Source organism: Asanoa sp. NPDC049573 (assembly GCF_040676615.1).
Taxonomy (GTDB): Bacteria; Actinomycetota; Actinomycetes; order Mycobacteriales; family Micromonosporaceae; genus Asanoa.
Map to the genome: position 1 here is coordinate 1 of NZ_JBFAPI010000043.1, position 25,763 is coordinate 25,763.

Annotated in this window: 26 protein-coding genes and 1 pseudogene; 10 read left to right on the top strand and 17 right to left on the bottom strand. The window is 71.0% G+C overall.

From position 1 onward, the window contains the following. On the top strand, nucleotides 1–1,653 hold a 1,653-nt coding region (locus AB0J74_RS38540; RefSeq protein WP_363458158.1), incomplete at its 5' end, for a discoidin domain-containing protein. Between the two features lie 23 nt (nucleotides 1,654–1,676). Here the strand turns inward: AB0J74_RS38540 and AB0J74_RS38545 are convergent. Genes AB0J74_RS38545 through galE form a run of 3 tightly spaced genes read right to left on the bottom strand, consistent with a single transcriptional unit; the run spans nucleotide 1,677 to nucleotide 4,222 of the window. Then, nucleotides 1,677–2,234, bottom strand: coding sequence for a hypothetical protein (locus tag AB0J74_RS38545; RefSeq protein WP_363458161.1), 558 nt, complete (start codon nucleotides 2,232–2,234; stop codon nucleotides 1,677–1,679). Nucleotides 2,235–2,264: 30 nt separating this feature from the next. Next, a complete protein-coding gene (locus AB0J74_RS38550) occupies nucleotides 2,265–3,278 on the bottom strand; it encodes a UDP-glucose--hexose-1-phosphate uridylyltransferase (protein ID WP_363458164.1) in 1,014 nt (337 codons plus the stop codon). After that, entirely contained in the window at nucleotides 3,233–4,222 is a 990-nt protein-coding gene (gene galE, locus AB0J74_RS38555; RefSeq protein ID WP_363458167.1) for a UDP-glucose 4-epimerase GalE, read from the bottom strand. Before galE ends, AB0J74_RS38550 begins: the two co-directional genes overlap by 46 nt. Between galE and AB0J74_RS38560 the strand changes: the two genes are divergently transcribed. Then, nucleotides 4,221–5,117: an SDR family oxidoreductase gene (locus AB0J74_RS38560; RefSeq protein WP_363458169.1), complete on the top strand. Its 897-nt coding sequence runs from the start codon at nucleotides 4,221–4,223 to the stop codon at nucleotides 5,115–5,117. The two genes, galE and AB0J74_RS38560, sit on opposite strands and share 2 nt — an antisense overlap. Before the next feature lie 206 nt (nucleotides 5,118–5,323). Here the strand turns inward: AB0J74_RS38560 and AB0J74_RS38565 are convergent, their stop codons facing one another. After that, the gene (locus tag AB0J74_RS38565; protein WP_363458171.1) at nucleotides 5,324–6,070 is read right to left on the bottom strand and encodes an SDR family oxidoreductase; all 747 of its coding nucleotides are present in this window, start codon (nucleotides 6,068–6,070) and stop codon (nucleotides 5,324–5,326) included. Between the two features lie 428 nt (nucleotides 6,071–6,498). Between AB0J74_RS38565 and AB0J74_RS38570 the strand changes: the two genes are divergently transcribed. Continuing rightward, nucleotides 6,499–6,810 carry a metalloregulator ArsR/SmtB family transcription factor gene (locus AB0J74_RS38570; protein WP_363458174.1) on the top strand — a complete coding sequence of 104 codons (312 nt, stop codon included), beginning with the start codon at nucleotides 6,499–6,501 and terminating at the stop codon, nucleotides 6,808–6,810. Further along, nucleotides 6,810–7,352 carry an SRPBCC family protein gene (locus AB0J74_RS38575; protein ID WP_363458176.1) on the top strand — a complete coding sequence of 181 codons (543 nt, stop codon included), beginning with the start codon at nucleotides 6,810–6,812 and terminating at the stop codon, nucleotides 7,350–7,352. The genes AB0J74_RS38570 and AB0J74_RS38575 overlap by 1 nt, the downstream gene beginning before the upstream one ends. Nucleotides 7,353–7,374: 22 nt before the next feature. On the opposite strand, the gene AB0J74_RS38580 is transcribed toward AB0J74_RS38575, so the two are convergent. Next, complete coding sequence (locus tag AB0J74_RS38580) at nucleotides 7,375–7,737, bottom strand: YrdB family protein (protein WP_363458179.1); 363 nt, start codon at nucleotides 7,735–7,737, stop codon at nucleotides 7,375–7,377. Nucleotides 7,738–7,763: 26 nt separating this feature from the next. Here AB0J74_RS38580 and AB0J74_RS38585 point away from each other — a divergent pair, with 26 nt between their 5' ends. Then, complete coding sequence (locus AB0J74_RS38585) at nucleotides 7,764–8,306, top strand: NUDIX hydrolase (RefSeq protein WP_363458181.1); 543 nt, start codon at nucleotides 7,764–7,766, stop codon at nucleotides 8,304–8,306. On the opposite strand, the gene AB0J74_RS38590 is transcribed toward AB0J74_RS38585, so the two are convergent. From AB0J74_RS38590 to AB0J74_RS38610, 5 genes and pseudogenes are all read right to left on the bottom strand, one after another. Beyond that, nucleotides 8,297–9,352 (bottom strand): DUF5925 domain-containing protein, encoded by a 1,056-nt coding sequence (locus AB0J74_RS38590; RefSeq protein ID WP_363458184.1) that lies wholly within the window; start codon nucleotides 9,350–9,352, stop codon nucleotides 8,297–8,299. The genes AB0J74_RS38585 and AB0J74_RS38590 overlap by 10 nt on opposite strands. Nucleotides 9,353–9,516: 164 nt before the next feature. Continuing rightward, nucleotides 9,517–9,873, bottom strand: a pseudogene (locus AB0J74_RS38595) (acyl-CoA synthetase); the annotation flags it as partial. Nucleotides 9,874–10,035: 162 nt separating this feature from the next. Further along, nucleotides 10,036–10,605 carry a DUF4352 domain-containing protein gene (locus AB0J74_RS38600; protein ID WP_363458187.1) on the bottom strand — a complete coding sequence of 190 codons (570 nt, stop codon included), beginning with the start codon at nucleotides 10,603–10,605 and terminating at the stop codon, nucleotides 10,036–10,038. Between the two features lie 1,043 nt (nucleotides 10,606–11,648). Continuing rightward, the gene (locus AB0J74_RS38605) at nucleotides 11,649–12,863 is read right to left on the bottom strand and encodes an acyl-CoA dehydrogenase family protein (RefSeq protein WP_363458189.1); all 1,215 of its coding nucleotides are present in this window, start codon (nucleotides 12,861–12,863) and stop codon (nucleotides 11,649–11,651) included. Between the two features lies 1 nt (nucleotide 12,864). After that, the gene (locus AB0J74_RS38610) at nucleotides 12,865–13,317 is read right to left on the bottom strand and encodes an SCP2 sterol-binding domain-containing protein (RefSeq protein WP_363458192.1); all 453 of its coding nucleotides are present in this window, start codon (nucleotides 13,315–13,317) and stop codon (nucleotides 12,865–12,867) included. A 71-nt stretch (nucleotides 13,318–13,388) separates the two neighbouring features. Here AB0J74_RS38610 and AB0J74_RS38615 point away from each other — a divergent pair, with 71 nt between their 5' ends. Further along, nucleotides 13,389–14,027, top strand: a complete 639-nt coding sequence (locus AB0J74_RS38615; protein WP_363458195.1) for a TetR/AcrR family transcriptional regulator — start codon at nucleotides 13,389–13,391, stop codon at nucleotides 14,025–14,027. On the opposite strand, the gene AB0J74_RS38620 is transcribed toward AB0J74_RS38615, so the two are convergent. The 6 genes from AB0J74_RS38620 to AB0J74_RS38645 all read right to left on the bottom strand — a co-directional run bounded on the left by AB0J74_RS38620 (nucleotide 13,966) and on the right by AB0J74_RS38645 (nucleotide 20,347). Further along, nucleotides 13,966–15,255, bottom strand: a complete 1,290-nt coding sequence (locus AB0J74_RS38620) for an adenylosuccinate synthetase (protein ID WP_363458197.1) — start codon at nucleotides 15,253–15,255, stop codon at nucleotides 13,966–13,968. The two genes, AB0J74_RS38615 and AB0J74_RS38620, sit on opposite strands and share 62 nt — an antisense overlap. Next, entirely contained in the window at nucleotides 15,252–16,214 is a 963-nt protein-coding gene (locus AB0J74_RS38625; RefSeq protein ID WP_363458200.1) for a hypothetical protein, read from the bottom strand. Before AB0J74_RS38625 ends, AB0J74_RS38620 begins: the two co-directional genes overlap by 4 nt. Nucleotides 16,215–16,225: 11 nt before the next feature. Beyond that, on the bottom strand, nucleotides 16,226–17,188 hold the full coding sequence (locus AB0J74_RS38630) for a serine/threonine protein kinase (protein ID WP_363458203.1): 963 nt from the start codon (nucleotides 17,186–17,188) through the stop codon (nucleotides 16,226–16,228). Next, nucleotides 17,185–17,940, bottom strand: coding sequence for an NUDIX domain-containing protein (locus AB0J74_RS38635; RefSeq protein WP_363458206.1), 756 nt, complete (start codon nucleotides 17,938–17,940; stop codon nucleotides 17,185–17,187). Before AB0J74_RS38635 ends, AB0J74_RS38630 begins: the two co-directional genes overlap by 4 nt. 92 nt (nucleotides 17,941–18,032) lie before the next feature. After that, the gene (locus tag AB0J74_RS38640) at nucleotides 18,033–19,028 is read right to left on the bottom strand and encodes a MaoC/PaaZ C-terminal domain-containing protein (RefSeq protein ID WP_363458209.1); all 996 of its coding nucleotides are present in this window, start codon (nucleotides 19,026–19,028) and stop codon (nucleotides 18,033–18,035) included. Further along, nucleotides 19,028–20,347, bottom strand: a complete 1,320-nt coding sequence (locus AB0J74_RS38645) for a 3-oxoacyl-ACP reductase (RefSeq protein WP_363458212.1) — start codon at nucleotides 20,345–20,347, stop codon at nucleotides 19,028–19,030. Before AB0J74_RS38645 ends, AB0J74_RS38640 begins: the two co-directional genes overlap by 1 nt. A gap of 39 nt (nucleotides 20,348–20,386) precedes the next feature. On the opposite strand from AB0J74_RS38645, the gene AB0J74_RS38650 reads away from it, so the two are divergent. The 3 genes from AB0J74_RS38650 to AB0J74_RS38660 all read left to right on the top strand — a co-directional run bounded on the left by AB0J74_RS38650 (nucleotide 20,387) and on the right by AB0J74_RS38660 (nucleotide 23,546). Further along, a complete protein-coding gene (locus AB0J74_RS38650; protein WP_363458225.1) occupies nucleotides 20,387–21,679 on the top strand; it encodes an acetyl-CoA C-acetyltransferase in 1,293 nt (430 codons plus the stop codon). A gap of 62 nt (nucleotides 21,680–21,741) precedes the next feature. Continuing rightward, nucleotides 21,742–22,290 carry a helix-turn-helix domain-containing protein gene (locus AB0J74_RS38655; protein WP_363458215.1) on the top strand — a complete coding sequence of 183 codons (549 nt, stop codon included), beginning with the start codon at nucleotides 21,742–21,744 and terminating at the stop codon, nucleotides 22,288–22,290. Further along, nucleotides 22,287–23,546, top strand: a complete 1,260-nt coding sequence (locus AB0J74_RS38660) for an MFS transporter (RefSeq protein ID WP_363458217.1) — start codon at nucleotides 22,287–22,289, stop codon at nucleotides 23,544–23,546. Before AB0J74_RS38655 ends, AB0J74_RS38660 begins: the two co-directional genes overlap by 4 nt. Here the strand turns inward: AB0J74_RS38660 and AB0J74_RS38665 are convergent. Beyond that, a complete protein-coding gene (locus AB0J74_RS38665; RefSeq protein WP_363458220.1) occupies nucleotides 23,543–24,139 on the bottom strand; it encodes an SRPBCC domain-containing protein in 597 nt (198 codons plus the stop codon). The two genes, AB0J74_RS38660 and AB0J74_RS38665, sit on opposite strands and share 4 nt — an antisense overlap. A gap of 88 nt (nucleotides 24,140–24,227) precedes the next feature. On the opposite strand from AB0J74_RS38665, the gene purB reads away from it, so the two are divergent. After that, the gene (gene purB / locus AB0J74_RS38670) at nucleotides 24,228–25,652 is read left to right on the top strand and encodes an adenylosuccinate lyase (protein ID WP_363458223.1); all 1,425 of its coding nucleotides are present in this window, start codon (nucleotides 24,228–24,230) and stop codon (nucleotides 25,650–25,652) included. Nucleotides 25,653–25,763 lie beyond the last annotated feature (111 nt).

Below are 25,763 nucleotides of genomic sequence, written 5' to 3' on the forward strand. Positions count from 1 at the left end.
GGGGTGCCGACGTACTGGCGGCAGGGGATCAACGACTCCCGGGCCGGGTTCTTGGAGGTCTATCACGCGTTCAACATGATCTCGCCGTGGATGGTCGGCCGCACCGGTGACCTGGCCGGCCTGGACTGGTTCTACACCAATGTCAACGTCCCGGACCAGGCTGACTGCAACGCCAACGGGATCGACTACCAGCCGTGTGTGATGCCCGGTGACCTGTCCTCGGGTCATCGCCGGCACGGCGATTTCTATTGGCGGCACATCTACAACATGGTCCGGGTCGGCGCGGCCGGTCTGTATGTGTCGATGTTCGACGAGTTCAACGAGGGCAACCAGATCGCCAAGACCAGTGAAACCCAGGCGACCACCCCGGCCGGGGCCACCATTCGTGCCCTGGACGAAGACGGCACGTTCTGCTCTTCGGACTACTACCTGCGGATCACCGCCGACGGCGGCCGGATGCTCAAAGGCCAACTCGCACTGACCCCGACCCGCCCCACCCAGCCCACGACCGGCACCCCGCCCGACCCGCCGACCGGCAACCTCGCCCTCAACAAGCCGACGTCGGCCAGCTCGCAGAACGGCGGGTTCGTCGCGGGCAACGCCGTCGACAGCAACGCCGGCAGCTACTGGGAGAGCGCCAACAACGCCTTCCCGCAGTGGCTACAGGTCGACCTCGGCACCGCCGTGCTGGTCAACCGCCTGGTGCTGAAGCTGCCGCCGGGCTGGGAGACGCGTACCCAGACGATCCTGGTCCAGGGCAGCACCAACGGATCGCAGTGGGGGACGCTGGCGGCGACCGGCGGGGTGACCTTCAACCCGGCGTCCGGCAACACCGTCACGCTGCCGGTGCTCGCGTCCCAGGCCCGATATGTTCGGTTGACGATCAGCGGCAACACCGGCTGGCCCGCCGCGCAGATCTCCCAACTCGAGGTTTACGGCGGGATCAGCGAACCCGGCGGCCCGCCGACCGCGCCGGGCAACCTCACCGTGACCGGCAAGACCACCACCAGCGTCTCGCTGTCGTGGACCGCGTCGACCGACGACACGGGCGTGGTCGGCTACGACGTGCGGCAGGGCGGCACCGTGGTCGGCACCCCCACCGGCACGTCCTACACGGTCAACGGGTTGACCCCGAACACGAGCTACAGCTTCTCGGTTGTCGCCCGCGACAACGCCGGCAACGTCTCCAGCTCGTCCAATGTGGTCACGACGACGACCAGCGCACCGCCGGCCAACACCAACCTCGCGTTGGGCAAGCCGACCGCCGAGAGCGGGCACACGCAAAACTACGGATCCGGCAACGTCGTCGACGGCAACGCCGACAGCTACTGGGAAAGCCCCAACAACGCGTTCCCGCAATGGGTGCAGGTCGACCTCGGCGCCGCGACCTCGGTCGGCCGGGTCGTGCTCAAGCTGCCGCCGCAGGCCGCCTGGCAGACGCGCACCCAGACGCTCTCGATCCAGGGGAGCACCAACGGGTCGACGTGGACCACGCTTTCCGCCTCCGCCGGCCGGGTGTTCAACCCCGCGACCGGCAACGCGGTGACCGTCAGCTTCACCCCGATTTCGACCCGCTACGTGCGGGTCAACGTCACCGGCAACACCGGCTGGCCCGCGGGCCAGCTCTCCGAGATCGAGGTGTACGCCAGCTGACGACCGAACCCCGCCGGCCGCTGTCAATCGCCCTTCGCAGCGGCCGGCGGTTCGGCCGTTGGCGCCCCGTCGGGCCGGAAAGCGAGCAGTCTGCGCCGCCGCACGATGAGCATCCCGGCGGCGACGAGCATGGCCAGCCCGGCCAGGCCTAGCAGGCTCGCCGCGATCGCCTCGCCGGCCATGATCGCGGCGGTGCCGAGCGCGAGCGCGCCCACGACCTGGATCGTCGCGACCAGCCCGAGCCGGCCGGTCGTCGGGTGCTCCCGCAGGTCGACGACCAGCTCGTCGATCCGCGATTCCGGCGCGAAACCGTCCTGGATGGCGCGGTTCACCGCTTTACGTGTGGCGGCGTCGGCACCGTCGAGCAACGGCCGCTTGCGGTTTCTGGCCCCGATCACCAACGGCGCCAGGAGCCCGAGGAAGACCAAGAACGGCAGCAGCGGCACGACCACGTTCCACGGCACGGGCAGCCCGCTCGTCTCGCCGCGCGCGGCGAACACGGCCGCCAGCGCGGCGAAGCCGACCACCATCGCCAGCAGCACCCAGCGGGCCGCCGTCGCGGATCCGGATCGCTCGGTCACGCAGCGGAACGTACCCCCGGCGATCGAAGATCAATCGTTGTCGAGTTGCCGCAACCGTTGCGCGGCGCTCTCCGGCGTGATGTCGCGTTGCGGCTGGGCCAGCAACTCGAAACCGACCATGAACTTGCGCACGGTCGCCGACCGCAGCAGCGGCGGGTAGAAGTGCGCGTGCAGGTGCGCGCGCGGGTGTTCGCTGCCGTCGGTGGGACGCTGGTGGAAGCCCATCGAGTAGGGGAACGTGATGCCGAACAGCCGGTCGTAGCGGCGGGTCACCTGGCCGAGGATGTCGGCCAGCCCGTCGCGCTCGGCACCGTCCAAATCGGTCAGTGACCCGTGGTGTGACCGGGGCAGCACCAGCGTCTCGAACGGCCAGACCGCCCAGAACGGCACCAGCGAGACGTAGTGCCCGTTGCTGTCGACCACCCGCGACCCGTCGCGCAGCTCGGCGGCGAGATAGTCACAGAGCAGGCAGTCGCCTTCGTACGCCGCCTGCTGCGCGAGTTCCTTCGCCGGCTCGTTGGGCACGCTCTCGGTCGCCCAGATCTGGCCGTGCGGATGGGGGTTGCTGGCACCCATCATCGCGCCACGGTTCTCGAAGACCTGCACGTGCCCGACCCAGTCGATGGCGCCGAGCTGCTCGGTCTGCTCGGCCCAGGTGTCGACCACGGTCCGGAGAGCGGGCTGCGACATGCCGCCGAGGGTCAGGTCGTGCCGGGGCGAGAAGCAGACGACCCGGCAGATCCCGCGCTCCGGCCGGGCGACCAGCAGGCCGTCGTCGACACCGTCCTTGGCGGCCTCGGGCAGCAGGGCCGCGAAGTCGTTGTCGAAGACGTATGTCGAGTCGTACACCGGTGTCTGCACCCCGCCCGCCCGGGTGTTGCCGGGGCAGAGGTAGCACGACGGGTCGTACTCGGGGCGCTTCTCCGGTGTCGTCTCCTCGACCTGGCCTTGCCAGGGTCGAGCCGTGCGGTGCGGTGAGACCAGGACCCACTCGCCGGTCAGCCGGTTGAGCCGGCGATGCGGCGCGTCTGGAAGAAGGTCCATGCGTCCTCCACGATCGATGCCAGGTCGGGTTTCGCGGCGACCCAGCCCAGCTCAGCGCGCGCCCGGACCGACGACGCGATGAGCGTAGCGGGGTCGCCGGCGCGGCGCGGAGCGGGTGAGACCTTCACCTCCTCGCCGGTCACCGTGCGCACCATCTCCACGATCTGGAGGTTGGAGAAGCCCTTGCCGTTGCCCAGGTTGTAGATCTTGTGGCGCCCCGGGTCGATCGCCTCCAGCGCGAGCAGGTGCGCCGCCGCGAGGTCCTCGATGTGGATGTAGTCGCGCACACACGTGCCGTCGCGGGTCGGGTAGTCGCCGCCGAAGATCCGCAGGCTCGGGCGCAGGCCGGCCGCCACCTCGAGCGCGGCCGGGATCAGGTGGGTCTCCGGCTCGTGGCACTCGCCGAGCGGGATCGGCCCGTCGAGCGCCGCGCCCGCGACGTTGAAGTAGCGAAGGCTGGTCGCGCCGAGTTGGTGGGCCTTGACCGCGTGGGCGATGGCCATGTCGATGGCGAGCTTGGTCCAGCCGTAGGGGTTGGTCGGCGCGACCGGCGCCTGCTCGGTGATCGGAAGGGTGCTCGGGTTGCCGTAGACCGCGGCGGTGGAACTGAACACCAGCCGCTGCACGCCGGCCACCCGCATCGCATCGAGCAGCGCGAGCGAACCGGAGACGTTGGTGTGCCAGTAGATCTCGGGCCGTTCCACCGACTCGCCCGCCGCGATCTTGGCCGCGAAGTGCAGTACGCCGTCGAACCCGGCGTCGGCGGTCAAGACCTCGCCGACCTGGTGCAGGTCGCGCTTGTGCAACATCACCTCGCCCGGCAGCGAACCGACGTGGCCGGTCGAGAGGTCGTCGATGACCTCGACCGTGTGGCCGGCGTCGAGCAGTTGATGCACGACAACGGACCCGATATATCCGGCACCGCCGGTCACGAGCAACTTCATGGGACTGACCCTATGGCCATCGGCGCCCCCGGCCGCAACCGTGATGAGCAATCCGCGGAAATGTCGTCTCAATACACGAGAGGATCAACCGATAGCGCCCGGAGGAACGCTCATGCTTGAGCACAAGAAGGCGATCGTGTACGGCGGCGGCGGCGCCATCGGCGGCCAGATCGCTCGTGTTTTCGCAGGTCAGGGCGCGCGGGTCTATCTGGCGGGGCGAACCGCGTCGGCCCTCTCGACGGTGGCGGCGGACATCGGCACACTCGGCCGCGAGCCGGCCGAGACCGCCGTGGTGGATGTGCTCGACGAGGCGTCGGTGAACGCGTTCGCGGCTCAGGTCGGCGACCTCGACATCTGCGTCAACGCGGTCGGCCTGGACGGCGGCGCGCAGGGCATGCCTTTGATCGAAATGAGCGCCGACACTGTCGTCGGACCGATCGCCGACGCGGCCCGCGCCGCCTACAACACGGCCAAGGCGGCGGCCGTGCACATGACAGACGGCGTGATCATCATGCTGTCGACACCGATGGCCCGGATGCCGGCCGCGACGACCGGTCCGTTCGGCAGCGCGTCGGCGGCGGTGGAGACGATGGCCCGGCAGCTCGCGGCCGAACTCGGCCCGCGCGGCACCCGGGTCGTCTGTCTCCGCCTGACCGGCATTCCCGAGACGGCCCTGCGACTGGGGTCGTTGACCGAGCGCCTGTGGCGCGACGCGGCGGCCCGCCTCGGCAAGTCGTTCGAGGAGGTCGCCGAGGCGGCCGGGGCGGGGAGCCCGCTGGGACGTCCGCTGACGGTGGCCCGGGTCGCCGAGGTGGCGGCGTTCGTCGCGTCGGACCGGGCAAGCGCCCTGACCGGCACGGTCCTGAACGTAACCGCCGGCGCGGTGGTCGATTAGGCCCGCAGCTCGACGACCCGGGCGCCGGAGATGTTGGCCGCGATCGGCCCGGCACCCGTCAGGAACCGCGCCCCCGTTGGCTGAGGAGTGAGCCGACGGACCACCATCGGCCGCCGGCGTCGTTGGCCGAGGTCGGCCCGGCACCTGTCTGGAACTGCACCCGGCGTTGGCTGAGGGTGAGCCGACAGACCACCCGTGCCCGCCGGCTATCGGCCGGGCAGCGCGCCCCCGTTGACCTGGATGATCTGCGCGGTGACGTGGCCGGCGCCCGGCGAGGTCAACCATCGGATCGCGGCGGCGACATCGTCGGTGTGCCCGGGGCGCTTGTTGAGTGCCTGGTTGATCAGCAACTCGTGGCGCTGGTCGGTCATCGTGTCGGCGAAGAACTCGGTCTCGGTCGTGTAGCCCGGTGCGACCACGTTGACCGTGATGCCGCGCGGACCGAGCGCCGCGGCGAGGTCGATCGCGTAGGGATGCAGCGCCGCCTTGCTGCCACCGTAGGAGCCGCTGCCGGAACCGCGGAACGCGGCGATCGAGCTGAGCAGGACGACCCGGGCGTCGTCGGCGAGCAGGTCGCGCAGCGCTTCGGTGAGATGGACGGCAGTGAGCACATTGGAGCGCAGGTTGGCCGTCCAGGCCGCCGAGGCCCGGGCCACTGGACCGACCTCGGGGCCCGGCTCGGGCAAGGCCAGCACGGCGTTGCCGCCGGCGTTGTTGACCAGCACGTCGACCCGGCCGAAGCGCTCACCGACCTCGCTCGCGACCCGCTCCGCGTCGCCGACCTCACCGACGTCGGCGACGATCGGATGCGCACCGATTTCTTCTGCCGCAAGGGAAAGAACGTCGGCGCGCCGGCCGACGATCACCACCGTGTCGCCGTCTTTCGCGCAGGACGCGGCCACCGCCCGGCCGATGCCGGTGCCTCCGCCGCTGACTACCACCACCCGTGACATGGCGACGAGCCTAGCGATGGCGGACGCCGGCCGCCTCCGTCGAAAAAGGCCTGTGGATAACCGCGGGCGGCGCCCATTTCTGTCGTACCCCCGGTCGAGGATTCCCTCATGACCAAACGACCAGCGATCCGACCGCGAAGCTTGATGGCCAGACCGGGCGCGAGCCGGCAGCCACTGCGGGGAGGCACGGAGGTTGGGATGGCGCGGCCGCCGCCGAGAGCGGAGCGAGCCCGGTGAGCGGGGGAGGCGCGGGCTCGGGACGCGACCTACGAGCTGATTCGCCGCGCCACCCCGGGTCGCGAACGCTGGCCGGCCCAGGCACGGCGTGCCGGCACTGCCTGCTCGGCTGTGCGCGTGGTCGCGCGGTCGGTGGGCCGACGCGTCTGTATGCCTTGACAGGCATATTCCGTGGGGGGCATATTGGGTGAGTGCCTGTAAACGCGTTCGCGGTGCTGGCGGAGCCGGCGCGTCGGCGGATCCTCGATGAGTTGCGTGTCTCCGACCGCAGTGTGGGTGAGCTGGTCGCCGCGTTGACGATCAGTCAGCCGGCGGTGTCGAAGCATCTCAAGGTGCTGCGGGAGGCGGGCTTCGTCTCGTCGCGCGTCGCGGCACAACACCGGATCTACCGCGTCGAGCCGGCCCAGTTCGCGGCGATCGACGAGTGGCTCGCGCCCTACCGTCTGCTGTGGACGAAGCACCTCGACAAGCTGGCACGTCACCTCGATGAGACGGAGCAGTGATGAAGGACTACGAACCAGGTCCGCTGGCAGAAGCGCGCACCGAGCGGGCGAGTGAAGGCCGCTGGGCGCTCGTGTTCATCCGTGATTTTCCGCATCCGCCGCCGCGTGTCTGGCGGGCGCTGACCGTGCCTGCCGAGTTGGGCGAATGGGCGCCCTACACGGCCGACCGCGACCTGGCCGCGCTCGGCCCGGCCACGCTGACGATGATCGACAGCGACCAGCACAGCGATATCGCGGTTGAGGTGACCGAGGTCGACCCCGAACGCAGCTTGACCTACAGCTGGGGCACCGACCTTCTACGGTGGGACCTCGTAGCGACCCCGACGGGCTCACGCCTCACGCTCCACCACACGGTGAGCGACCCTTCCTCGGTGACCCAGGTAGCCGCCGGCTGGCACATCTGCCTCGACGTCGCCGAGCGCCTGCTGTCCGGCAATCCGGTCGGCCCGATCCGCGGCAACGAAGCCCGGGCCTACGGGTGGGAATCCCTCCGCGACGCCTACGCGCTGAAGCTCGACCACCCATCGACCGAGGAGGGCTAGCGACCGATCTCGACAGCCGCGATCAACGTGCCGTCGGCAGGGACGCGCCGTCGGTGTCGGCGCCGAGGCGCCACAGGGCGAAGCGGTCGACGGCCGCCAGCACGGCGAAGGCCACACCGAGCGCCCAGTGGCCGGTCGCGATCAACGCCACGGTCGCACCGCCGAAGACGAGCCACTCGGGGAGGAGGCGTTGGGGGTCGGGGAGCTTGTGTTTGGCGCGGGGCGCTACCCAGCGGCTCCAGACTGCGATCGCCACTGCGACGAGCACGATCGCCAGCAGGGCACCGGCCCAGGCCGCTGACGGAATGCTCCAGCCGCCGAACCCGATCGCGGCCAGGGCGACGAGTTCGAGCAGGAAACGGAGGGTGAGCGCGAGTGCCTTCATGACGGCGTCCACGATACTGGTCGGCGATGAGCATTCCCGCAGTAGTGGATCTTGTTGAGCGGTTGGACACAGCGGACCAGGTGGAGGCCGAGCACCGGGCCGACACGCTGCGATGGCTCGCTGGCACGACCGACGTCTTCCGGCGGATCAAACCGGCTACGCCGCCGCGGCACCTGGTGTCCTACGTCGTGCCGATCGACGGCGACGGCAGCGTCCTGCTCGTCGATCACGTCAACGCCGGGCTCTGGCTCCCACCCGGCGGTCACGTCGAACCCGGCGAGCACCCGGCCGACACCGCGCGGCGCGAGGCGCTCGAAGAACTCGGGCTGCGGATCACGGTCGGCGACCCGGTGTTCCTCACCGTCACGACGACGATCGGGATCGACCGCGGGCACACCGACGTGAGCCTGTGGTTTCCGGTCGCCGTGCCGCGGGATCAGCGGATCACCGCCGACGAGCGCGAGTTCGCCGAGGCGCGGTGGTGGTCAGCCGCGGAGCTCGACGCAGCCGACCCCACGCGCTTCGATCCGCACTTCTTCCGGTTTCTGGGGAAGATCGCTCAGAGGTAGAAGCCGCTCGCGGTGGGCGCCTGTGGTGTGGCGACCGCCGGCCGGCCGTCGCGCAGGGCCAGCAGTTCGGCCAGCGTCGCACCATAGGCGCCGACGCCCGCCGACGAGCCGAGCCATTCGGTGGCCTGCTCGTACGGCAGCGGTCCGACTTCGATCTGAGCCATGCACCGACCGGGCCGCAGCACCGCGGGGTGCAGGCGCCCGATCTTCTCGTTCGTGGTCACCGCCACGATCACGTTGCCGCCCTGGCCCAGTAGGCCGTCGGTCAGGTTGAGCAACCGGGAGAGCTGCTGCGTGGTCGCGGTCAAGCCGTCGGCGCGGATCAGGTCGTCGCTGTCCTCGAGCAGAAGCAGTCGCCAGCGGCGGCTGTCGGTGGGGCCCTGGCCGCCCGCGGCGACCCTGGCCAGGTAGCCGGGGTCGGTGAACAGCGCCTGGGGATCGATTACGACGTCCACCTGGCACCACTCGCGCCAGGAGCGCGCCAGCGCGCGCAAGGCTGTGGTCTTCCCGGTGCCGGGGCTGCCGTGCATGATCAGCAGCCGGCCGTTGACCGTCTCGGGGGTGAGCTTGGCGAGCTGGTCAATCGCGTCGCCGGCGCCCTTCTCGTAGTTGTCGCGGATCGAGGTCCACTCGTCGCAAGCCACGTGCCGGGCGGTGCGGGTCGGACCCATCTGCGACTGGTGCCAGAAGCCGATCTCGACCTCGCCGGTGTCGACCGCCGCGGGCTCGGCCGCGCCGGCGGTGCACTCGTCGAGCACCGACTGCGCCAGCTCCTCGGTGATCGCGGTTACCGTGATCGACGCGCCGCCGGTGCGCCAGCGGACCGCGCGGACCGTCCACCCGTCGCCGGTCGCCAGCCGGGCATCGCGGCCCTCGTCGACCGCGACCCGGGCGAGCTTGGCGGTGGGGGGAAGGAGGCTCGCGTCCGCGCGTACCCGATCAAGTCGCTTGGTCCGCGCCCACGGCTGGTCACCGGAGACGAAGTGCGACAGGGCCAGCGCGTCGACGACGTCGGACGGGACGTCCATGTCGTCGAAGTGCAGCATGCGGCCCAAGGGGCCGGTGTGGTCACCGTTACCGCCAGGTGTTCCGCCATCCAACATTCACCGATAGTGACTACTCTCGGCGACCAGCGTCCACCGCATATGCGTGGTGTGTGGCATTTGTCGCGCCGAACCGAGATGGGAAGAAGGGCGGTGGCTACGCAGGGTCACTCAGCCGGCGCGCTCAGCAGTGCACCCTTGATCACCTTTCCGGTCGCGGTCCGGGGCAGCGCCGCGACGAAATGGACATCCCGCGGCACCGCGAACCGGGCACCGTGCTCGCGCACATGCGAGCGCACCGCGTCGGCCGACAGCGAAGCGCCCGGATGGAGCACCACGAAGGCGGCCAACCGGTGGCCGAATGAGTCGTCGGTCACCCCGACGACGGCCACCTCACGCACGGCCGACAGGGCGGCCAACAGATCCTCGACCGCCGACGGAAACACGTTCTCGCCGCCGGAGATCACCATGTCGTCCTCGCGCCCGACGACCGTGAGCAACCCGGCGGCATCGAGCACCCCAAGATACCGGCGATGACATGCTGTGCCATCAACCGAGGTGGATCTTGGGCTTCGTCGTGTAGTGGGTAAGACTGCGTTGCGACCGAGCGATCTGGCGGCCCTGCAACGGGCCTGGACCGCACCCGCAGGCGGAGACGAATTCGTCCCCGCCTGCGGTGGGAGTCGCTAGATGGCCCACACGCCGTACGCGGTCTCGTCCCAGAACGACTTCACCTGGATGCTCGCGCCCTTGAGCTTCGCCTTGGGCACATCGAATACCACCAACCCGGCCTTCTTTTGGCCCTTGCCCAGATCCGCCGACTCGAACAGCCCGTCGTGCATTGAGATCGTAGTCTCGAACACCTCACCGTCGGCGGTGACAAGGGAAATGTCGCTCGGGTTGGCGAAGTGGCTGCCTGCCTTCACCTGCACAGTCAGGTCGACGCCGTAGTACACGCCCTTCGGATCGTCGAACTCGTTGGCCGGCTTCAGCTGCCGCCCCTTGGCAACGGTGAACGCCACCACCTGGTCGCCCTGTCCGAACAGGGACGAGTCGACGGTGATTGTTTCGCCCAACTTGGCCTTCACGGGGCGCTCCGGCTTGCCCTTCTCAGCGGCCGGGGCGGAGGCAGCGGTGTCGCCGCCGCCTGAGCTGACCGTTACATCGTCGCCGCTGTCACCACCACTGCCGCAGCCGATGGCAATAGCCGCCCCGAGAACGAGGCCGGCGGCAGTCAGGATGGTGCGCTTACGCATTAGGTTTCCTCCGTTTTAAGTTCAGCTTAAGTTTGCAAGAAGACCCACCTTGGACCGTGCCGTTACAGAGTGGAAGTGGATCTACGGGCATGGTTGGCCCATCCGTTCGGTCGAAGGCAAGGGTTGATGTGCGTAGTTGTCCGTATCGCGTCGCCGTATAGGACCGAGCGGGTCTCCGGCAGTTACCTCCGGACCCTGCGCCTGCGGCGGGCGGGCCAGGTCGCCGAATATGGACTGCTGCACCAAGCCGAGCCGGGCCTTCAGGTCAAATCTGGCCGGTGAGCGCCGTGATCGTCCCGTCGCATGCGGCCAGCTCCGTATAGAGGTGGCCACGCTCCCCTTGTGCGACCCAGAGCCTCCGCTTCAGCCGCTGTCAGATGCACGACACGACACCCGGCGTCAAGCAGACGTTCCAACATCACCGGTACGGCGAACGCGTTCAGGCGGTGATGCCGCCGCGTGAGGTTCCACAGTGGGCCCGGACGTGAACCGCGGCGCGAGCACGACCGTCGCGCGGAGCGCGAAGGCCATGTGCAGCGCGGCATACCCTCAGGTGTGGAACAGCGGCGGCAATCAGCCCGCGCGAACCGGCCCGCACGGGGACCCGGTCGAGGATCGACACCAACGGCCCAAGGCCGCCCGGGTTCGGCCGCCGGGCCCCCTTGGACGTCCCGGTATTTCCAGACGTCAGCACCACCGTGCGCCCCGGCCGCGCCGGCGGTCTCCGGGCCCGATCCCGGGCGAGGCGAGCAACCCCAGCGCCAGCGCCGCAACTCGCCATAGATCAACGCGCCACGCGAATCGACCAGGGTCACGCGAATCGCCCAGCGTCACGCGAATCGACCAGCGCCACGCGAATCGACCAGCACCACGCGAATCGACCAGGGCCACCCGCCTAGGAGACCGCGCCGCCGCCTGGTGCAGTTCGCCGCCGAGGCCGTAGCCCCAGCGGCGAAGAGCATGTAGTTGTGCGACCAGACGCCACGGCGGACCCGGTGTGATGAGCCCCCGCCGCGCGAGGGTGTAGACGGCGTGGGCCGTCGTCACCGGATCTGGTGGCCCGAGATGGCTCGGGAGACCACCAACCGCTGGATCTCCGAGGTGCCCTCGAAGATGGTGTAGATCTTGGCGTCGCGGTACCAGCGCTCGACCGGGTGGTCGCGCACGTAGCCGGCCCCGCCGAGGATCTGGAGGGCCTTTTCGGTGACCGAGACCGCTACCTCGCCGGCGCGGAGCTTCGACATCGAGCCCTCGCCCGCCTCGAACGGGCGATTGTTGCGGCCCATCCACGCGGCCCGCCACACCAGCAGGCGCGCGGCGTCGATGTCCGTGCGCATGTCGGCCAGCGCGAACGCGACGGCCTGGTTTTCGATGATCGGGCGGCCGAACTGTTCCCGGGTCTTGGCGTAGTCGAGCGCGTATTCGTACGCGGCCCGGGCCACCCCGAGGGCCTGTGCGCCGACCGTCGGGCGGGTGATCTCGAAGGTCCGCATCGCCGACGACGACGCTGACCGCTGCCCCGAGCGCGCCCGCTCAAGGCGCGATTGCAAGGCGGAATAGGTCCCGAGCAGGCACGACCCCGGCACCCGCACGTCGTCGAGGAACACGTCGGCGGTGTGCGAGGCGTGCAGCCCCAGCTTCTGCAGCTTCCGCGGCGAGGACAGCCCGGGCGTACCGGGTGGCACCACGAACGCGGCCTGCCCGCGCGCACCCAGCGAAGGATCGACACTCGCCGTCACCACGTGCACAGAAGCTATTCCGCCGTTGGTGGCATAGGCCTTCTGTCCATTGAGGATCCATGTGTCGCTGGCCGCGTCATAGACGGCGCGAGTGCGCATCGCGGATACGTCAGAACCAGCACCCGGCTCGGTCGAACAGAACGCCGCCACCGCCGGCTCGTCGACCGACCCGAAACACTGGGGCACCCACTCGACAAGCTGATCCGGCGTCCCCGAGCCGTAGATCGCCGCCACCGCCAGCGACGTGCCCATCAGGGCCATGCCGATCCCGGCGTCACCCCAGAAGAGCTCTTCGCTCGCGATCGGCAGCGACAACCCGGTCGGGTCGGCCCACGCGTTGGCCAGGAACTCGAATCCGTAGAGGCCGACCTTGGCTGCCTCCTGGATCACCGGCCAGGGTGTCTCCTCGCGGGCGTCCCACTCCGCCGCCGCCGGGCGCACGACCGACTCCGCGAAGCCGTGCACCCAGTCGCGGAGGTCGCGTTGCTCCTCACTCAGGTCGAGCGAGAACTCCGCCATGTCAGCTCTTGGGGATGTCGAAGAGGTTGGCGATGTTGGCCGCCAGGCCCAGGTCTCCCTTGGCCTTGAGCTTGCCGGTCATGAACATCATCACCGGGTTGCCGCTGCCCGAAACGATCTTCATGAAGTCGACGGGGCCCATCGTCAGCGACAGCCGCGGGTCGCGCTCGGCGGTGTTGTTGACGGTGCAGGTGCCGTCTTCGATGACCACCTCGTAGGTGTCGCTGCCGCCGTCGGGGCGGCCGGTCACCGTCCAGTGGATCACCGCGTTGGTCGAGCCGGCGCGGTCGGCGCGGAACAGGGTAGGCATCCGCTCGAAGACCTGGTCGAGGACCTTGCCGCGCGCGTCGCTCTGCATGATCTCAGCGATCTTGGCGTCGGGCGTGGACTTGACCAGCTGCGCGAACTCCTTGGGGCCGACCGCGGCGAACGGGGTCGGGTCGAAGTCAGTCATCGCGGAAATACCCTTCAACCGATTTAGCTACTCTGGAGTAACCCTACGCACGAGTAGATATGCTGGCAAGCGTGCCGAGCCGGCCGACCTTCAAGCGCCTACCCCGCGCGGTTCGCGAGCAGCAGATGCTCGAGGCGGCCGTGCGGGTCTTCGCGCGCCGCGGCTTCCACGCGGCCAGCATGGACGAGATCGCCGACGAGGCCGGCATTTCCAAACCGATGGTGTACGCCTACCTGGGCAGCAAGGACGACCTCTTCCGGGCCTGTGTCAACCAGGAGGGCACCCGCCTGCTGGAGTCCATCGTCGCCGTGGTCCGTGACGACCTGCCGGCCGACGAGCAACTCTGGCGTGGCCTGCAAGGCTTCTTCGGCTTCGTCGGCGCCCACCGCGAGGGCTGGGCGGTGCTCTACCGCCAGGCCAGCGCCCGCGAGCCGTTCGCGGCCGACATCGCCGCCCTGCGCGGCCGCATGGTCGAGGTGATCGCCGGCATGCTCCGCCGCGCCGTGCTCGCCAGCGGCGCCGAGGCCCGCGAGCCGGATCTGACCGCGAGCGCCTACGCCCTGGTCGGCGCGGCCGAGTCGGTCGCCGACTGGCTGGCCGACCACCCCGAGGCCGATCCCGACCACTCGGCCGCGCGACTGATGAACTTCACCTGGCTGGGTGCCCGCCAGCTGTTGCAGGGTGAGCTCTGGCAGCCCAGTTCGGCCTGAGCACCTGCTTCCCTTCCGCCGTCGGGCCGTGCGAGGTGATCACGACGGGCGCGTCGAGCGCGGCCGAGACGGCCGAGGGCCAGTCGACGGGTCCGTTGGAATAGCGGGGCCGGGTGCTGAACAGCCGCCGGGTCAGCGCCTCCTGCCGGGAGAGGTCGCCGACCGGGCCGGGCAGCAGCCGGTCGGTCCAGTCGTAGCTGTCGCAGAACTTCAACGCCGGACCGACCAGGTCGAGGTGGGTCAGCGCGATCCCGTCGACCCCGCCGCAGACCTCGATGGCGTAGCGGTGTGCCACCGCGTCGAAGTGTCCGAACCGGAATCGGCCCTGCCACCTGTTGGTCGGGTTGTTGGGGTCGGTCAGCGGCAGCCCGGGGTCTTCGGTGACCAGCGGGCCGGGGCCGTGCCGGGTGGTCACCACCCGGAGCACGCCGAGCCGGGTCGCGTTGCCGGCCTGGCCGGCCTCGACCAGCAGCGTCTCGGCGTTGTCGAAGGTGGTCGTGCTCCACGTCGTGTAGGGGTGGAAGCCGTGCCACTCGTCGAGCAGGACGCCCTGCGCTCCTTCGAAGACGACCGGACCGACCGCCAGCAGGTTGCCGAGGAAGGCCCGGCTGACGATCGGCACCCGCGCCGCGAACGCGCCGAACGCCTGCACCGTCGCGTCGATCGGCGGGACGTCGAGCGGGCCGAGTTCGTCGACCAGCCGGTCGCGGAGCACGGCGAGCTTGGCGCCGAGCACCCCGGGGGCCTGCGCGTCGGCCACCCGGGGCGCGTCGGCGGGGTGGGCGAGCGCGTACCCCATAGCCTCGCCCACCCCCTTGCCGCAGGACCCATGCCGGTGGGCCCCGCGGGCGATCTCCCGGGCGCGGCCGGCGGCCCGGTGATAGGGCGTGGCGAGCAGCGCGTCACCCTCGACGGTGAGCCGGTCCCACGCATCCGGCACACCGATGTCGGCCAGGTGGTCGGCCTCGACGACGAGCGCCAGCGGGTCGACCACCATGAACCGGGACAGGTGCGTGTGCACGCCACGCAACGTGCCGGCGCCGAACTGGGCGAAGACGTGACGCCGCCCGTCGGGCAGAACGACACTGTGGCCGGCCTGCCCGCCCCCGTTGTACCGCACCACCGCGGCAACCGGACGGCCGTCGATCCCCTTCGCGCACAACCAGTCGACGACGGTTCCCTTGCCCGCGTCGCCGTATCCCAGGTCGGCCACCAGCACGTGGTTCATAGCCGGCTGATCCGGTCGTCGCCGTGCAGGGTGGTGGGCAGGCCCCAGGTGGACAGCACCCGCCCGCCCCGGTCGACCGGCGCCAGCGCGGTGGAGACCGATGCCGTCACCGTGCTGCCGGCCGCGGCGAGGTCGGCAAGGCCGGCGTCGAGGTCGATCGCCGCCTCGCCGAGGCCCACGGCCAGGGCGATCGTCTCGCAGACCGCGTTGGGGTCGTCGAGTTCGATCGCGTTCTGGCCGAGCAGCCCCCGCCAGAAGTCGAGCACCCTGGTGCTGCCGGCGTAGCTCGCGCCGCGCGGCAGCAGGTAATAGGTGTCGAACTTGCGCCGCACCTCGGAGACGATCCGCCGCAGCGGGATGTCTTCGCTCAGGTCGTCACCGCAGACGTTGCGCACCTCGCGCGCCTTGACCCGGTCGTAGGCCAGTTCGTCGCCGATCACGAACAGGTAGCCGCGCCGCCCGCGCTTGGTGAAGCAGTCCAACTCGGTGTGCCGCGCCATGTGGTAGAGGGCCAGCTCGTAGGACTCGGTCATCTGCCCGCCGCCGCCGCCCTCGAGCACGATCCGGCCCAGGTCGTCGTCCATCCTGTTGTCGGACTCGAACTGGCCGATCTGCAGCGGCACCCGGTCGCAGGTGGCGTCGCCGATCGCGCCGAAGAGGATCTGCGGGTCGCGGGCGTAGCCGTTGCGCAGCAGCAGGCCGAGCAGCTTGGGCAGCTTGGTCTGTAGCACCCGGGGCACGTCGCCCATCGAGCCGGTCACGTCGAAGAGCACCGCGATGGCGATCGACTCGGGGTGCTCGGCCGAGTCGCGGCTCTCCCGGACGGTGCCGTGCGGGTCGAGCTTGGGGTGGACGGTGCGCGCGCCGCTGTCGCTGTAGGCGAAGGCGCTCCGGCCGGTCGAGCGCCGGTAGCGGTCGGCGGCATCGTAGACGTCGGTTGACCAGACTCCGCTGCCCATCGCGGGCCTCCTTAAAGGTGGAGCGGGCGGAACTTCCGCGCGCCGTAGAGTCGTTCGAGCAGGTCGTCGAGTTCGGCCAGGAGCACCCAGGCGTCGTCGGGCCGATGCCGGGGCGACGGTTGCGCGCAACCCTTGGCGAAGGCCAGCAACGCGGCCGGCGCGTAGGCACCCATCAGTGCGGTCATCGAGCGGGCGGCCATCGCGATGTCGGTGCCCGGCCCCGGCGGCTGTCGCTTGTGGACTTCGGGCGGATACCAGTCGGCGTAGCCGGGCACGACGGCCGGCACGTGGTCGAGCCGGTCGACCACCGCGTAGCACCAGTCGACCAGCACCACGCCGTGGTCGGTGGTCTCGACCAGGATGTGCTCGGGGAGCACGGCGCCGTGCACGACGCCGGCGCGGTGCGCCAGCCCGAGCGCGACCAGCAACCGCCGCCAGATCCAGGCGGCATCGCGCGGGTCGAGGCCGTCGGGCCGCATCCGGATCAGGTCGGCGACGCTGAGCAGCTGGGGTACGGAGCCGAGCACGTTGACCCGGCGCTCTTCGCCGGTGCCCGGATCGCGGTGCCGGAACGTCTCGACCAGCCGGGGCACGTAGGGCAGGTAGCGCGGGTCGCCCACGGCGGCGATCCGGCTCAGCGCGTGCGCCTCGCGATCCATCAGGTCGTTGTTGGCCGGTCGGCGCGGCTGCTTGAGGAACATGCCCCGGCCGAGCGCGTAGAGGTTGGCCAGGTCACCGGCGTGCGCCACCGCGCCGACCCGGTAGTGCCCGAAGGCCACCGTGCCGCGGGCCCGCCAGCGGTTGGTGAGCGTGATGAACGCCTCGGTCGCGACGGCCTTGGCGGCCGGCGCCACCCGGTCGGGGTGCAGCACGGCAGCCAGCCGCAGGTAGCCGCGGTGCGGGTCGTCGGCGCCGAACAGCTCGAGGTCGCCGGCATCGTTGACCAGGCGGATCGCTTCGTCGAGGGTGGTCATCGGAACGTCTCCTCCCGGGCCGGCCGGAGCAGGGCGGGGTGCAGCAACCGGGCGTCGCCGGCCCGGTAGAGGCGGGCGCGGGGGCCGCCGCGCGGCCCGCCGTGCTCGGTGGTCGCGCCGGTGCCCTCGACGAGCCCCGGCACCGAAAGCACCTTGCGGTGGAAGTTGCCGGCGTGCAGCGGGTGGCCCCAGACGGTCTCGTAGACCGCGCGCAGGTCGGCGATGGTGAACTCCTCGCCGACGAACGCGGTCGCCAGCGGGGTGTATTCGAGCTTCGACCGCGCCCGCTCCAGGCCGTCGTCGACGATCCGCCGGTGGTCGAAGGCCAGCTCGCGGCTGGGCAGCGCGGTCACCGCCAGCCACTCGGCGTCGCCGGCGTCGGAACCGGCCGACGGATCCGGCAGGTCGGGTGCGAAGGCCAGGTAGGCAATCGAGACGATCCGCATCCGGGGGTCGCGGTCGGGCGTGCCGTAGGAGGCGAGCTGCTCGAAGTGCACCCGCCGCAGCGGCTCGCCGCCGAGCCCGGTCTCTTCACCGAACTCCCGGCGAGCCGCCGCGGCGAGCTCCTCGTCGGGCCGGACGAAGCCCCCCGGCAACGCCCAGAACCCGGCGAATGGCGGGCCGGCCCGCTGGATGAGCAGGACCTGGAGCTCACCGTCGCGGATCGTGAAGGCGACCACGTCGACCGTGACCGCGACCGCGGGGTAGGCCCGCGGGTCGTAACCCGCCAGGAACTCCTGCTCGTTGACCACGGCCCGTCCTTCTCACCCTAAGAAATTCTCTGCTTAAGAATAACTCAAGATGAGAATAACCCCGGGCACAGGCGGGCCACAAGGGCCCGCCGTCAGCTGATGGTGCCGGTGAGGTGTGGCGCGCCGGTCTTCGGATCGTGCAGGGCGAAGGTCTCGCCCGGCGTCGCCGCGAACGCGACCGTGCCGGGCAGCAGGATCGGCCGCTTGAAGGCGACCTCGACGGTGTACGCGTCGGGCAGCCGCCCGTCGAGCGCCGCCAGGCAGCGGGCCTTGCTCCACATCCCGTGCGCGATCGGCCGCGGGAACCCGAACAGGCGGGCACCGAGCCGCGAGGTGTGGATCGGGTTGCGGTCACCCGAGACCCGGGCATACTCGACGCCCACCCGGGCCGGCACCTTCCAGGTCGCCGACGCGGGCGGCGGCACATCCCGCGGCGCCGAGCCAGCCGCGCCAGCCCCGCCAGCCGAGCCAGCCGAGCCAGCCGCGCCGGCCGCGCCGGCCGCGCCGGCCGCGCCGGCCGCGCCGGCCGAGCCAGCCCCGCCAGCCCCGCCAGCCGAGCCAGCCGAGCCAGCCGCGCCGGCCGAGCCGGCAGTCCGCCCCCGGCGCAGGTAGGTCGAGACGTCCCGCCAGACCTCGACCCCGTCGACGGTCGCGACCGCGACCACGTCGAACTGGCGGCCGCGCTCGTGCGGGCGCAGGTCGACCGCCCGCACCGAAAGGTCGAACCGGTCGCCCGCGTCGAGCGGCCGGATCACGGTGATCCGGTTGGCCACGTGCACCAACCCGACCACCGGATACGGAAACTCGGGGCTGGTCATCAGCCGCATCGCCAGCGGCGTGGCCAGCACGTGCGGAAACGTCACCGGCAGCCGGTCGGTCAGCCGGAAACCGCACACCCGGTCGTACTCGGCCAGGCGGCCACGGTCCACGGCGACCCCGCGCAACACGAGTTCGACGTCGGGCAGCACCTCGATCGGGGGCCGCCGGTCGCTGCCCGGCACCAGGCCGATGCGGGGCAGCGCCCGGATCGCGGCCCGCCGGTAGAGCGGACCCAACTCCGGCGGGCCGTCGAGCTCGACGATCGACATCAGGCCCCCAGCCACATCTGGCCGCAGACCCGCACCACGTTGCCGGTGATGCCGGCCGAACCGGGCGCCGCCAGCCACGCGATCGTCTCGGCCACGTCGACCGGCAGGCCGCCCTGCGCCATGCTGTTCATCCGGCGGCCGATCTCGCGGGCACCCATCGGCATTCGCGCGGTCATCCGGGTCTCGATGAAGCCTGGCGCCACCGCGTTGATGGTGATCCCCTGCTGCGCGAGCACCGGCGCCATCGACTGCACCAGCCCGATCACGCCGGCCTTGGAGGTGGCGTAGTTGGTCTGGCCCCGGTTGCCGGCGATGCCGCTGGTCGACGAGACCGCGACGATCCGCCCGCCCTCCGGCATCAGCGGCACCAGCGCGTCGTTGATCCGCTCCTGGCTGGACAGGTTGACGTCGACGACGGCATCCCACTGCTCGGCCGTCATCCGGCCGATCGTCTTGTCGCGGGTGATCCCGGCGTTGTGCACCACGACGTCTACCTTGCCGTGTCGCGAGCTGAGCTGGGTGGCCAGTGCCGACGGTGCGTCGGGCCGGGTGAGGTCGAGTTGCAGCGCCGTGCCGCCGATCTCGTTGGCGACGCGGGCCAGGCTCTCGCCCGCGGCCGGCACGTCGAGGGCGACCACGCGGGCGCCGTCGCGGGCCAGCACCCGTGCGATGGCCGCGCCGATGCCCTGTGCGGCCCCGGTCACCAGGGCCACCTTGCCCTCCAGCGGGTGCGCCCAGTCGGTCATCGGCGACGAGAGCACCTGGCCGATCCGGATCACCTGGCCCGACACGTACGCCGAGCGCCCGGAAAGCAGGAAGCGCACGGTCGAGTCGGTGAACTCTTCGGCGCCGGGGGCCACATAGACCAGTTGGGCGGTCGAGCCGTGGCCGAACTCCTTGCCGATGCTGCGGGTCAGCCCTTCCAGCGCGCGCTGGGCGGTGGCCTCGCGCGGCGACGCACAAGTCTCCGGTGGTGTGCCGAAGACGATCACTCGGCCGCTCGGGGCCAGCGACCGCGCGTTGGTGTGGAAGAACTCGTAGGCCGGGTGCAGGCCGGTGGACCCGGTGATACCGCTCGCGTCGAAGATCAGTGCGGACCAGGGCGGCCCGCCCTCGAAGGCGACGCCGGCGATGGTGAGCATCTTGCGGACCGGCTCGTCGAGCCGGCCGCCGGGCGCGGCGCCGAGCAGCACCGGGCCGGTGACCAGCGGATCTCCGGGATGGAAGCGGCGTAGATGCGGTGGCTGGGGCAGCCCGAGCCGCTTGACCAGCGCGCGGCCGGGACCGGAGTTCGCGAAGCTCGCGTATCGGTCGCTCATAGCGGTAGCCTACTCGCGAGTAACTCATGAGGGAGGCGACTGATGGAGACCAGACGAGTCGCGATCGTCGGCGGCAACCGTGTCCCGTTCGCCCGCTCCAACAGCCGCTATGCGGCGGCGAGCAACCTCGATCTGCTCACCGCCGCGCTCGACGGTCTGGTCGCCCGCTTCGGGCTGGCCGGCACCCGGGTCGGCGAGTTGGTCGCCGGTGCCGTGCTCAAGCACTCGCGTGACTTCAACCTGACCCGCGAGGTGGTGCTCGGGTCCAAGCTCGACCCCACCACCCCGGCGTACGACATTCAGCAGGCCTGCGGCACCGGCCTGGAGGCCGCGATCCTGGTGGCCAACAAGATCGCGCTCGGGCAGGTCGACGCGGGCATCGCGGGCGGCGTCGACACCACATCGGACGCGCCGCTGGCACTCAACGAAGACCTGCGCCGCACGCTGCTGCAGATGAACGCGGCCCGCACCACCGGCGCCAAGCTGCGCGCGGCCGCCCGGCTGCGCCCGCACCACGCGTTCCTGCCCGAGACGCCGCGCAACGCCGAGCCGCGCACCGGCCTGTCGATGGGCGACCACGCCGCGATCACCGCGCTGCGCTGGAGCGTCGACCGGGAGGCGCAGGACGCGCTGGCCCTGGCCTCGCACCAGCGGCTCGCGGCCGCCTACGACCGCGGCTTCTTCGACGACCTGATGACGCCCTACCTGGGGCTGACCCGCGACCAGAACCTGCGGGCCGACACGTCGATGGAGAAACTGGCCAAGCTGCGGCCGGTGTTCGGCACCCGCGGGCCCGACGCCGAGCGGGCGACGATGACCGCCGGCAACTCGTCGCCGCTGACCGACGGCGCGTCGACCGTGCTGCTCGCGACCGACGAGTGGGCCGCCGAGCGCCGGCTGCCGGTGCTCGCGCACTTCGTCGACGCCGAGACCGCGGCGGTCGACTTCGTGCACGGCGACGAGGGGCTGCTGATGGCGCCGGCCTACGCGGTGCCGCGACTGCTCGCCCGCCACGGGCTGAGCCTGCAGGACTTCGACTTCTACGAGATCCACGAGGCGTTCGCGTCGCAGGTGCTCTCGACGCTGGCGGCCTGGGAGTCGCCGGAGTTCTGCAAGGAGCGACTCGGTCTCGACGCGCCGCTCGGCTCGATCGACCGCGCCAAGCTCAACGTCAACGGATCGTCGCTGGCGGCCGGCCACCCGTTCGCCGCGACGGGCGGGCGGATCGTGGCGACGCTGGCCAAGCTGCTCGCCGAGAAGGGCGGCGGGCGCGGGCTGATCTCCATCTGCGCGGCCGGTGGCCAGGGCGTCGTGGCCATTCTGGAGCGCTGACCACCCCGTACCCCCAAATGAATGTTTGACAGTGTGTGCGGGCCCCGCGCACACTGTCCAACATGTCTTTGGGAGATGACCCGACCCTCAAGCTCCGCGCGCTGGCCCACCCCATCCGGCTGCGGATCCTCTCCCTGCTGACCGGGTCGGCGATGACCGCCGCGGAAGTCGCGCGGGAGCTGGACCTCACGCACGCCAATGCCAGCTATCATCTGCGGCACCTGCTCGCCGCCGGCCAGATCGAGGCGGCCGGCGAAGAACGGATCCGCGGCGGGGTCGCGAAGCGCTACCGGCACAACGCCGCGGCCGACTTCGAGCGGCCCGAGCCCGACATCCCCGACGGCGCCCCCCGCACGGCCGACCACCTGCTGATGTATGAGGTGCTCGCAGGCGAGTTGCGCCGGCGCTCCCGGGCGCTGATGCGGGCGAAGGGCAACCACCTCACCGACGCCGAACTCTGGGTCGACCCGGCCGTCTGGGCCGCGGTGAAAAAGCAGATCGACCAGGCCAGCCTGACCCTGCACCGGGCGGCCATGGCACCCCGCACCCCCGGCACGATCCGCGTGAACGCGACGATCGCACTGTTCAGAATGGAGCCCGACGCCCGATGACCGACATCGTCGCCGCCCCGGCCCCCACCGGTGAGGAGCCACGACCGGGAATGCTGGCGCCGCTGCGCCACGCCCCGTTCCGGTTCCTCGTGGCGGGGCGCACGACCACCATGCTGGGCAACGCGGTGGCTCCGATCGCCCTCGCGTTCGCCGTGCTCGACCTCACCGGCTCCGCCCGCGACCTGGGTCTGGTCGTCGGCGCCCGGTCGCTGGCAAACGTCGTCTTCATCCTCTTCGGCGGCGTCATCGCCGACCGCCTGCCGCGCCACCTGGTGATGGTCGGTGCGTCCGTGCTGGCCGGCGCGACCCAGGCGACGGTCGCGTTGACGGTGCTCACCGGCACGGCGACGATCCCGTTGCTGCTGTGCCTGTCGGCCGTCAACGGCGTCGCGGCCGCCGTCTCGTTCCCGGCGGTCGCGGCGATCGTGCCCCAGACCGTGCCGGCCGGGATGCTCCAGCAGGCCAACGCGATCAACCGGCTCGCCTTCAACTCCGCGATGATCGCCGGTTCGTCGCTCGGCGGCGTCCTGGTCGCCACGGCCGGGCCGGGGTGGGGCCTCGCGGTCGACGCCGGCACCTTCTTCCTAGCGGGCCTGCTCTTCACGCTGGTGCGGGTGCCGAAGTCAGACCAGCCGGCGGTGCTGGAGCGCCCAGGCATCTTCGCCGAGATGCGGCTCGGCTGGACCGCCTTCATCAGCCGGACCTGGCTGTGGGTCGTGGTCGCCGGGTTCTGTGTGATCAACGCCGCGTTGTCGGGATCGGTCAGCGTGCTCGGCCCGGTGGTCGCCGACGCGAGCTTCGGCCGGACGACCTGGGGCCTGATCCTGGCCCTGGAGACCGCCGGCATGATCGCCGGCGCGTTCGTCGCGATGCGGGTGCGGGTCGGCCGGCTGCTCTTCTACGGCGTGCTCTGGTGCCTCGGCGACGTGCTGCTGGTGCTGGCCCTCGGGCTGACCTCGACGGTGCTGGTGTTACTGCTGGCCGGGTTCGCGGTCGGGTTCGCGCTCGAGCAGTTCACGGTCGCCTGGGACACCACCATGCAGGAGCACGTGCCGAGCGAGATGCTGGCGCGCGTCTACTCGTACGACATGCTCGGTTCGATCCTCGCCCTGCCGGTCGGCCAGGTCGCGGCCGGGCCGCTGGCCGAGCACTTCGGGGTGCGACACACCCTGGTCGGTGCCGCAGCGGTGATCGCGGTGGCCACCGTGGCCATGCTTTTCAGCCGCGACGTGCGCCAGTTGCGGCACACGCTCTAGGACAGGGACTTCCAGCGGTCGGCCCAGGCCTCCTCGACCGCGGCGAACCCGGCGTCGTCGAGGCCGAAGGTCGAGACAGTGACCGTGGCGTCGGTCGGCTCGGTGGAGTCGACCGACGCCTGCGTCGCCAGGGCGACCAGGTGGCCCGAGCCGTCGACGGTCATCCGCAGGTGGCGGCTCCGGTGCCAGACCGGACCCGCGTCGGTGCGCAGCGCCGGGTTCACCACACCCTGGAAGAACAGCGTCCGCCGGGCGCCGTGGCCGCGGGCGAGCAGGAAGCGCAACTGCTCGAGAAACTGCCGCCAGCCCTCTTCGATGGCGTCGTATTCGCCGGTCGGCTCGCCGGGCGACTCGATCCGGACCGTGGTGCTGGTGGGGCTCTCGGCGGTCAGCGTGATCAGGTGGTCGTCGCCCAGGGCGATCCGGTCGGGCGGGCTGAGCCGGGCGTCGCGCAGGAAGATCAGCTGGATCTCGTCGGAGAGGCCCTCGTGATCCCAGCCGAACCACTGACGGATCAGCTCCGGCTCGGTGAAGTGCCGCCAGACCAGCGCCTGCGGTGCGTCCACAGTGGTCTCGACCCGAAATGGCTTCATGCGGCTCACGATAGCCGTTGTGTGGTGGGTCACAACTCCACCGCTCGCAGCTGCGAGTGGTGCTCCGGCCGGGTGCCAGAATGGCCGGGTGACCCAGGTGCCCAACGTTCTCGCTGCCCGCTACGCCTCGCCCGAGCTGGTCGACCTCTGGTCGCCGACCGAGAAGGTGAAGCTGGAGCGACGGCTGTGGATCGCGGTGCTGGAGGCGCAGCGCGACCTCGGCATCGACGTGCCGGCGGGCGCGGTCGAGGCCTACCGCGCGGTGCTCGACGACGTCGACCTCGCCTCGATCGCCGAGCGCGAGCGGGTCACCCGCCACGACGTGAAGGCCCGGATCGAGGAATTCGCCGAGCTGGCCGGGCACGAGCAGATCCACAAGGGGATGACCTCGCGCGACCTGACCGAAAACGTCGAGCAACTGCAGATCCGCTCCTCGCTCGAGCTGATCCGCGACCGGGTGGTGGCCACGCTGGCCCGGCTGGCCCGGCTCGCCGTCGAGCACGAGCAGCTGGTGATGGCCGGCCGGTCGCACAACGTCGCGGCGCAGGCGACCACGCTGGGCAAGCGATTCGCATCGGCCGGCGAGGAGCTGCTGATCGCCTACGAGCGGCTCGACAACCTGATCGGCCGCTATCCGCTGCGCGGCATCAAGGGCCCGGTCGGCACCGCCGCCGACCAGCTCGACCTCTTCGACGGCGACGCGACCAAGGTCGCCGAGCTGGAGGCCCGGGTCGCGGCGCACCTCGGCTTCTCGTCGGTGCTGCGCAGCGTCGGCCAGATCTACCCGCGCTCGCTCGACCTCGACGTGGTCACCGCGCTGGCCCAGGTGGTCGCCGCGCCGAGCAGCCTGGCCACCACGATCCGGTTGATGGTCGGCCAGGAGCTGGTCACCGAGGGCTTCCGGCCGGGCCAGGTCGGCTCCAGCGCGATGCCGCACAAGATGAACACCCGCTCCAGCGAGCGGGTCAACGGGCTCGCGGTCGTCGTCCGCGGCTACGTGTCGATGATCGGCGAGCTGGCCGGCGACCAGTGGAACGAGGGCGACGTCTCGGACTCGGTGGTCCGCCGGGTCGCGCTGCCCGACGCGTTCTTCGCCACCGACGGCCTCTTCCAGACCTTCCTCACGGTGCTCGACGAGTTCGGCGCCTATCCGGCGGTGGTGGCCCGCGAGCTCGACCGCTACCTGCCGTTCCTGGCCACGACCAAGATCCTGGTCGCCGCCGTACGCCGGGGAGTCGGTCGCGAGACGGCGCATGAGGTGATCAAGGAGAACTCGGTCGCCGTGGCGCTCGCGATGCGCGAGAAGGGCACCACCGACAACGACCTGTTCGACCGCCTGGCCGCCGACGGCCGGCTGGGCCTGACCCGGGGCGAGATCGACGGGCTGGTCGCCGACCGGGCGGCCTACGTCGGTGCGGCCGGCGCCCAGGTGGCCGCCGTGGCCGAGAAGATCGGCGACGTCGTCCGGAAACACCCGGCCGCCGCGGGCTACACCCCCCGCCCGATCCTCTGAACCCGCCGGCGTGGGCGCCCCGCAGCGAGCGGGCCCCCCCCCGGGGTGGGTGAGGGCTGGGGGGGGGGGGCACCCCCCCCGGGGGAGGGGGACCCGGGCGGGTGGTTGGGG

Excerpts from the sequence above, each read along its gene's own strand:
- AB0J74_RS38580 (WP_363458179.1), bottom strand. The coding sequence starts at position 7,737 with ATGAAGGCACTCGCGCTCACCCTCCGTTTCCTGCTCGAACTCGTCGCC.
- AB0J74_RS38655 (WP_363458215.1), top strand. The coding sequence starts at position 21,742 with ATGTCTTTGGGAGATGACCCGACCCTCAAGCTCCGCGCGCTGGCCCAC.
- AB0J74_RS38575 (WP_363458176.1), top strand. The coding sequence starts at position 6,810 with ATGAAGGACTACGAACCAGGTCCGCTGGCAGAAGCGCGCACCGAGCGG.
- AB0J74_RS38665 (WP_363458220.1), bottom strand. The coding sequence starts at position 24,139 with ATGAAGCCATTTCGGGTCGAGACCACTGTGGACGCACCGCAGGCGCTG.
- AB0J74_RS38640 (WP_363458209.1), bottom strand. The coding sequence starts at position 19,028 with ATGTCGATCGTCGAGCTCGACGGCCCGCCGGAGTTGGGTCCGCTCTAC.
- AB0J74_RS38590 (WP_363458184.1), bottom strand. The coding sequence starts at position 9,352 with ATGCTGCACTTCGACGACATGGACGTCCCGTCCGACGTCGTCGACGCG.
- AB0J74_RS38660 (WP_363458217.1), top strand. The coding sequence starts at position 22,287 with ATGACCGACATCGTCGCCGCCCCGGCCCCCACCGGTGAGGAGCCACGA.
- AB0J74_RS38610 (WP_363458192.1), bottom strand. The coding sequence starts at position 13,317 with ATGACTGACTTCGACCCGACCCCGTTCGCCGCGGTCGGCCCCAAGGAG.
- galE (WP_363458167.1), bottom strand. The coding sequence starts at position 4,222 with ATGAAGTTGCTCGTGACCGGCGGTGCCGGATATATCGGGTCCGTTGTC.
- AB0J74_RS38630 (WP_363458203.1), bottom strand. The coding sequence starts at position 17,188 with ATGACCACCCTCGACGAAGCGATCCGCCTGGTCAACGATGCCGGCGAC.
- AB0J74_RS38560 (WP_363458169.1), top strand. The coding sequence starts at position 4,221 with ATGGGACTGACCCTATGGCCATCGGCGCCCCCGGCCGCAACCGTGATG.
- AB0J74_RS38620 (WP_363458197.1), bottom strand. The coding sequence starts at position 15,255 with ATGAACCACGTGCTGGTGGCCGACCTGGGATACGGCGACGCGGGCAAG.
- AB0J74_RS38565 (WP_363458171.1), bottom strand. The coding sequence starts at position 6,070 with ATGTCACGGGTGGTGGTAGTCAGCGGCGGAGGCACCGGCATCGGCCGG.
- AB0J74_RS38625 (WP_363458200.1), bottom strand. The coding sequence starts at position 16,214 with ATGGGCAGCGGAGTCTGGTCAACCGACGTCTACGATGCCGCCGACCGC.
- AB0J74_RS38550 (WP_363458164.1), bottom strand. The coding sequence starts at position 3,278 with ATGGACCTTCTTCCAGACGCGCCGCATCGCCGGCTCAACCGGCTGACC.
- AB0J74_RS38645 (WP_363458212.1), bottom strand. The coding sequence starts at position 20,347 with ATGAGCGACCGATACGCGAGCTTCGCGAACTCCGGTCCCGGCCGCGCG.
- AB0J74_RS38605 (WP_363458189.1), bottom strand. The coding sequence starts at position 12,863 with ATGGCGGAGTTCTCGCTCGACCTGAGTGAGGAGCAACGCGACCTCCGC.
- AB0J74_RS38600 (WP_363458187.1), bottom strand. The coding sequence starts at position 10,605 with ATGCGTAAGCGCACCATCCTGACTGCCGCCGGCCTCGTTCTCGGGGCG.
- AB0J74_RS38585 (WP_363458181.1), top strand. The coding sequence starts at position 7,764 with ATGAGCATTCCCGCAGTAGTGGATCTTGTTGAGCGGTTGGACACAGCG.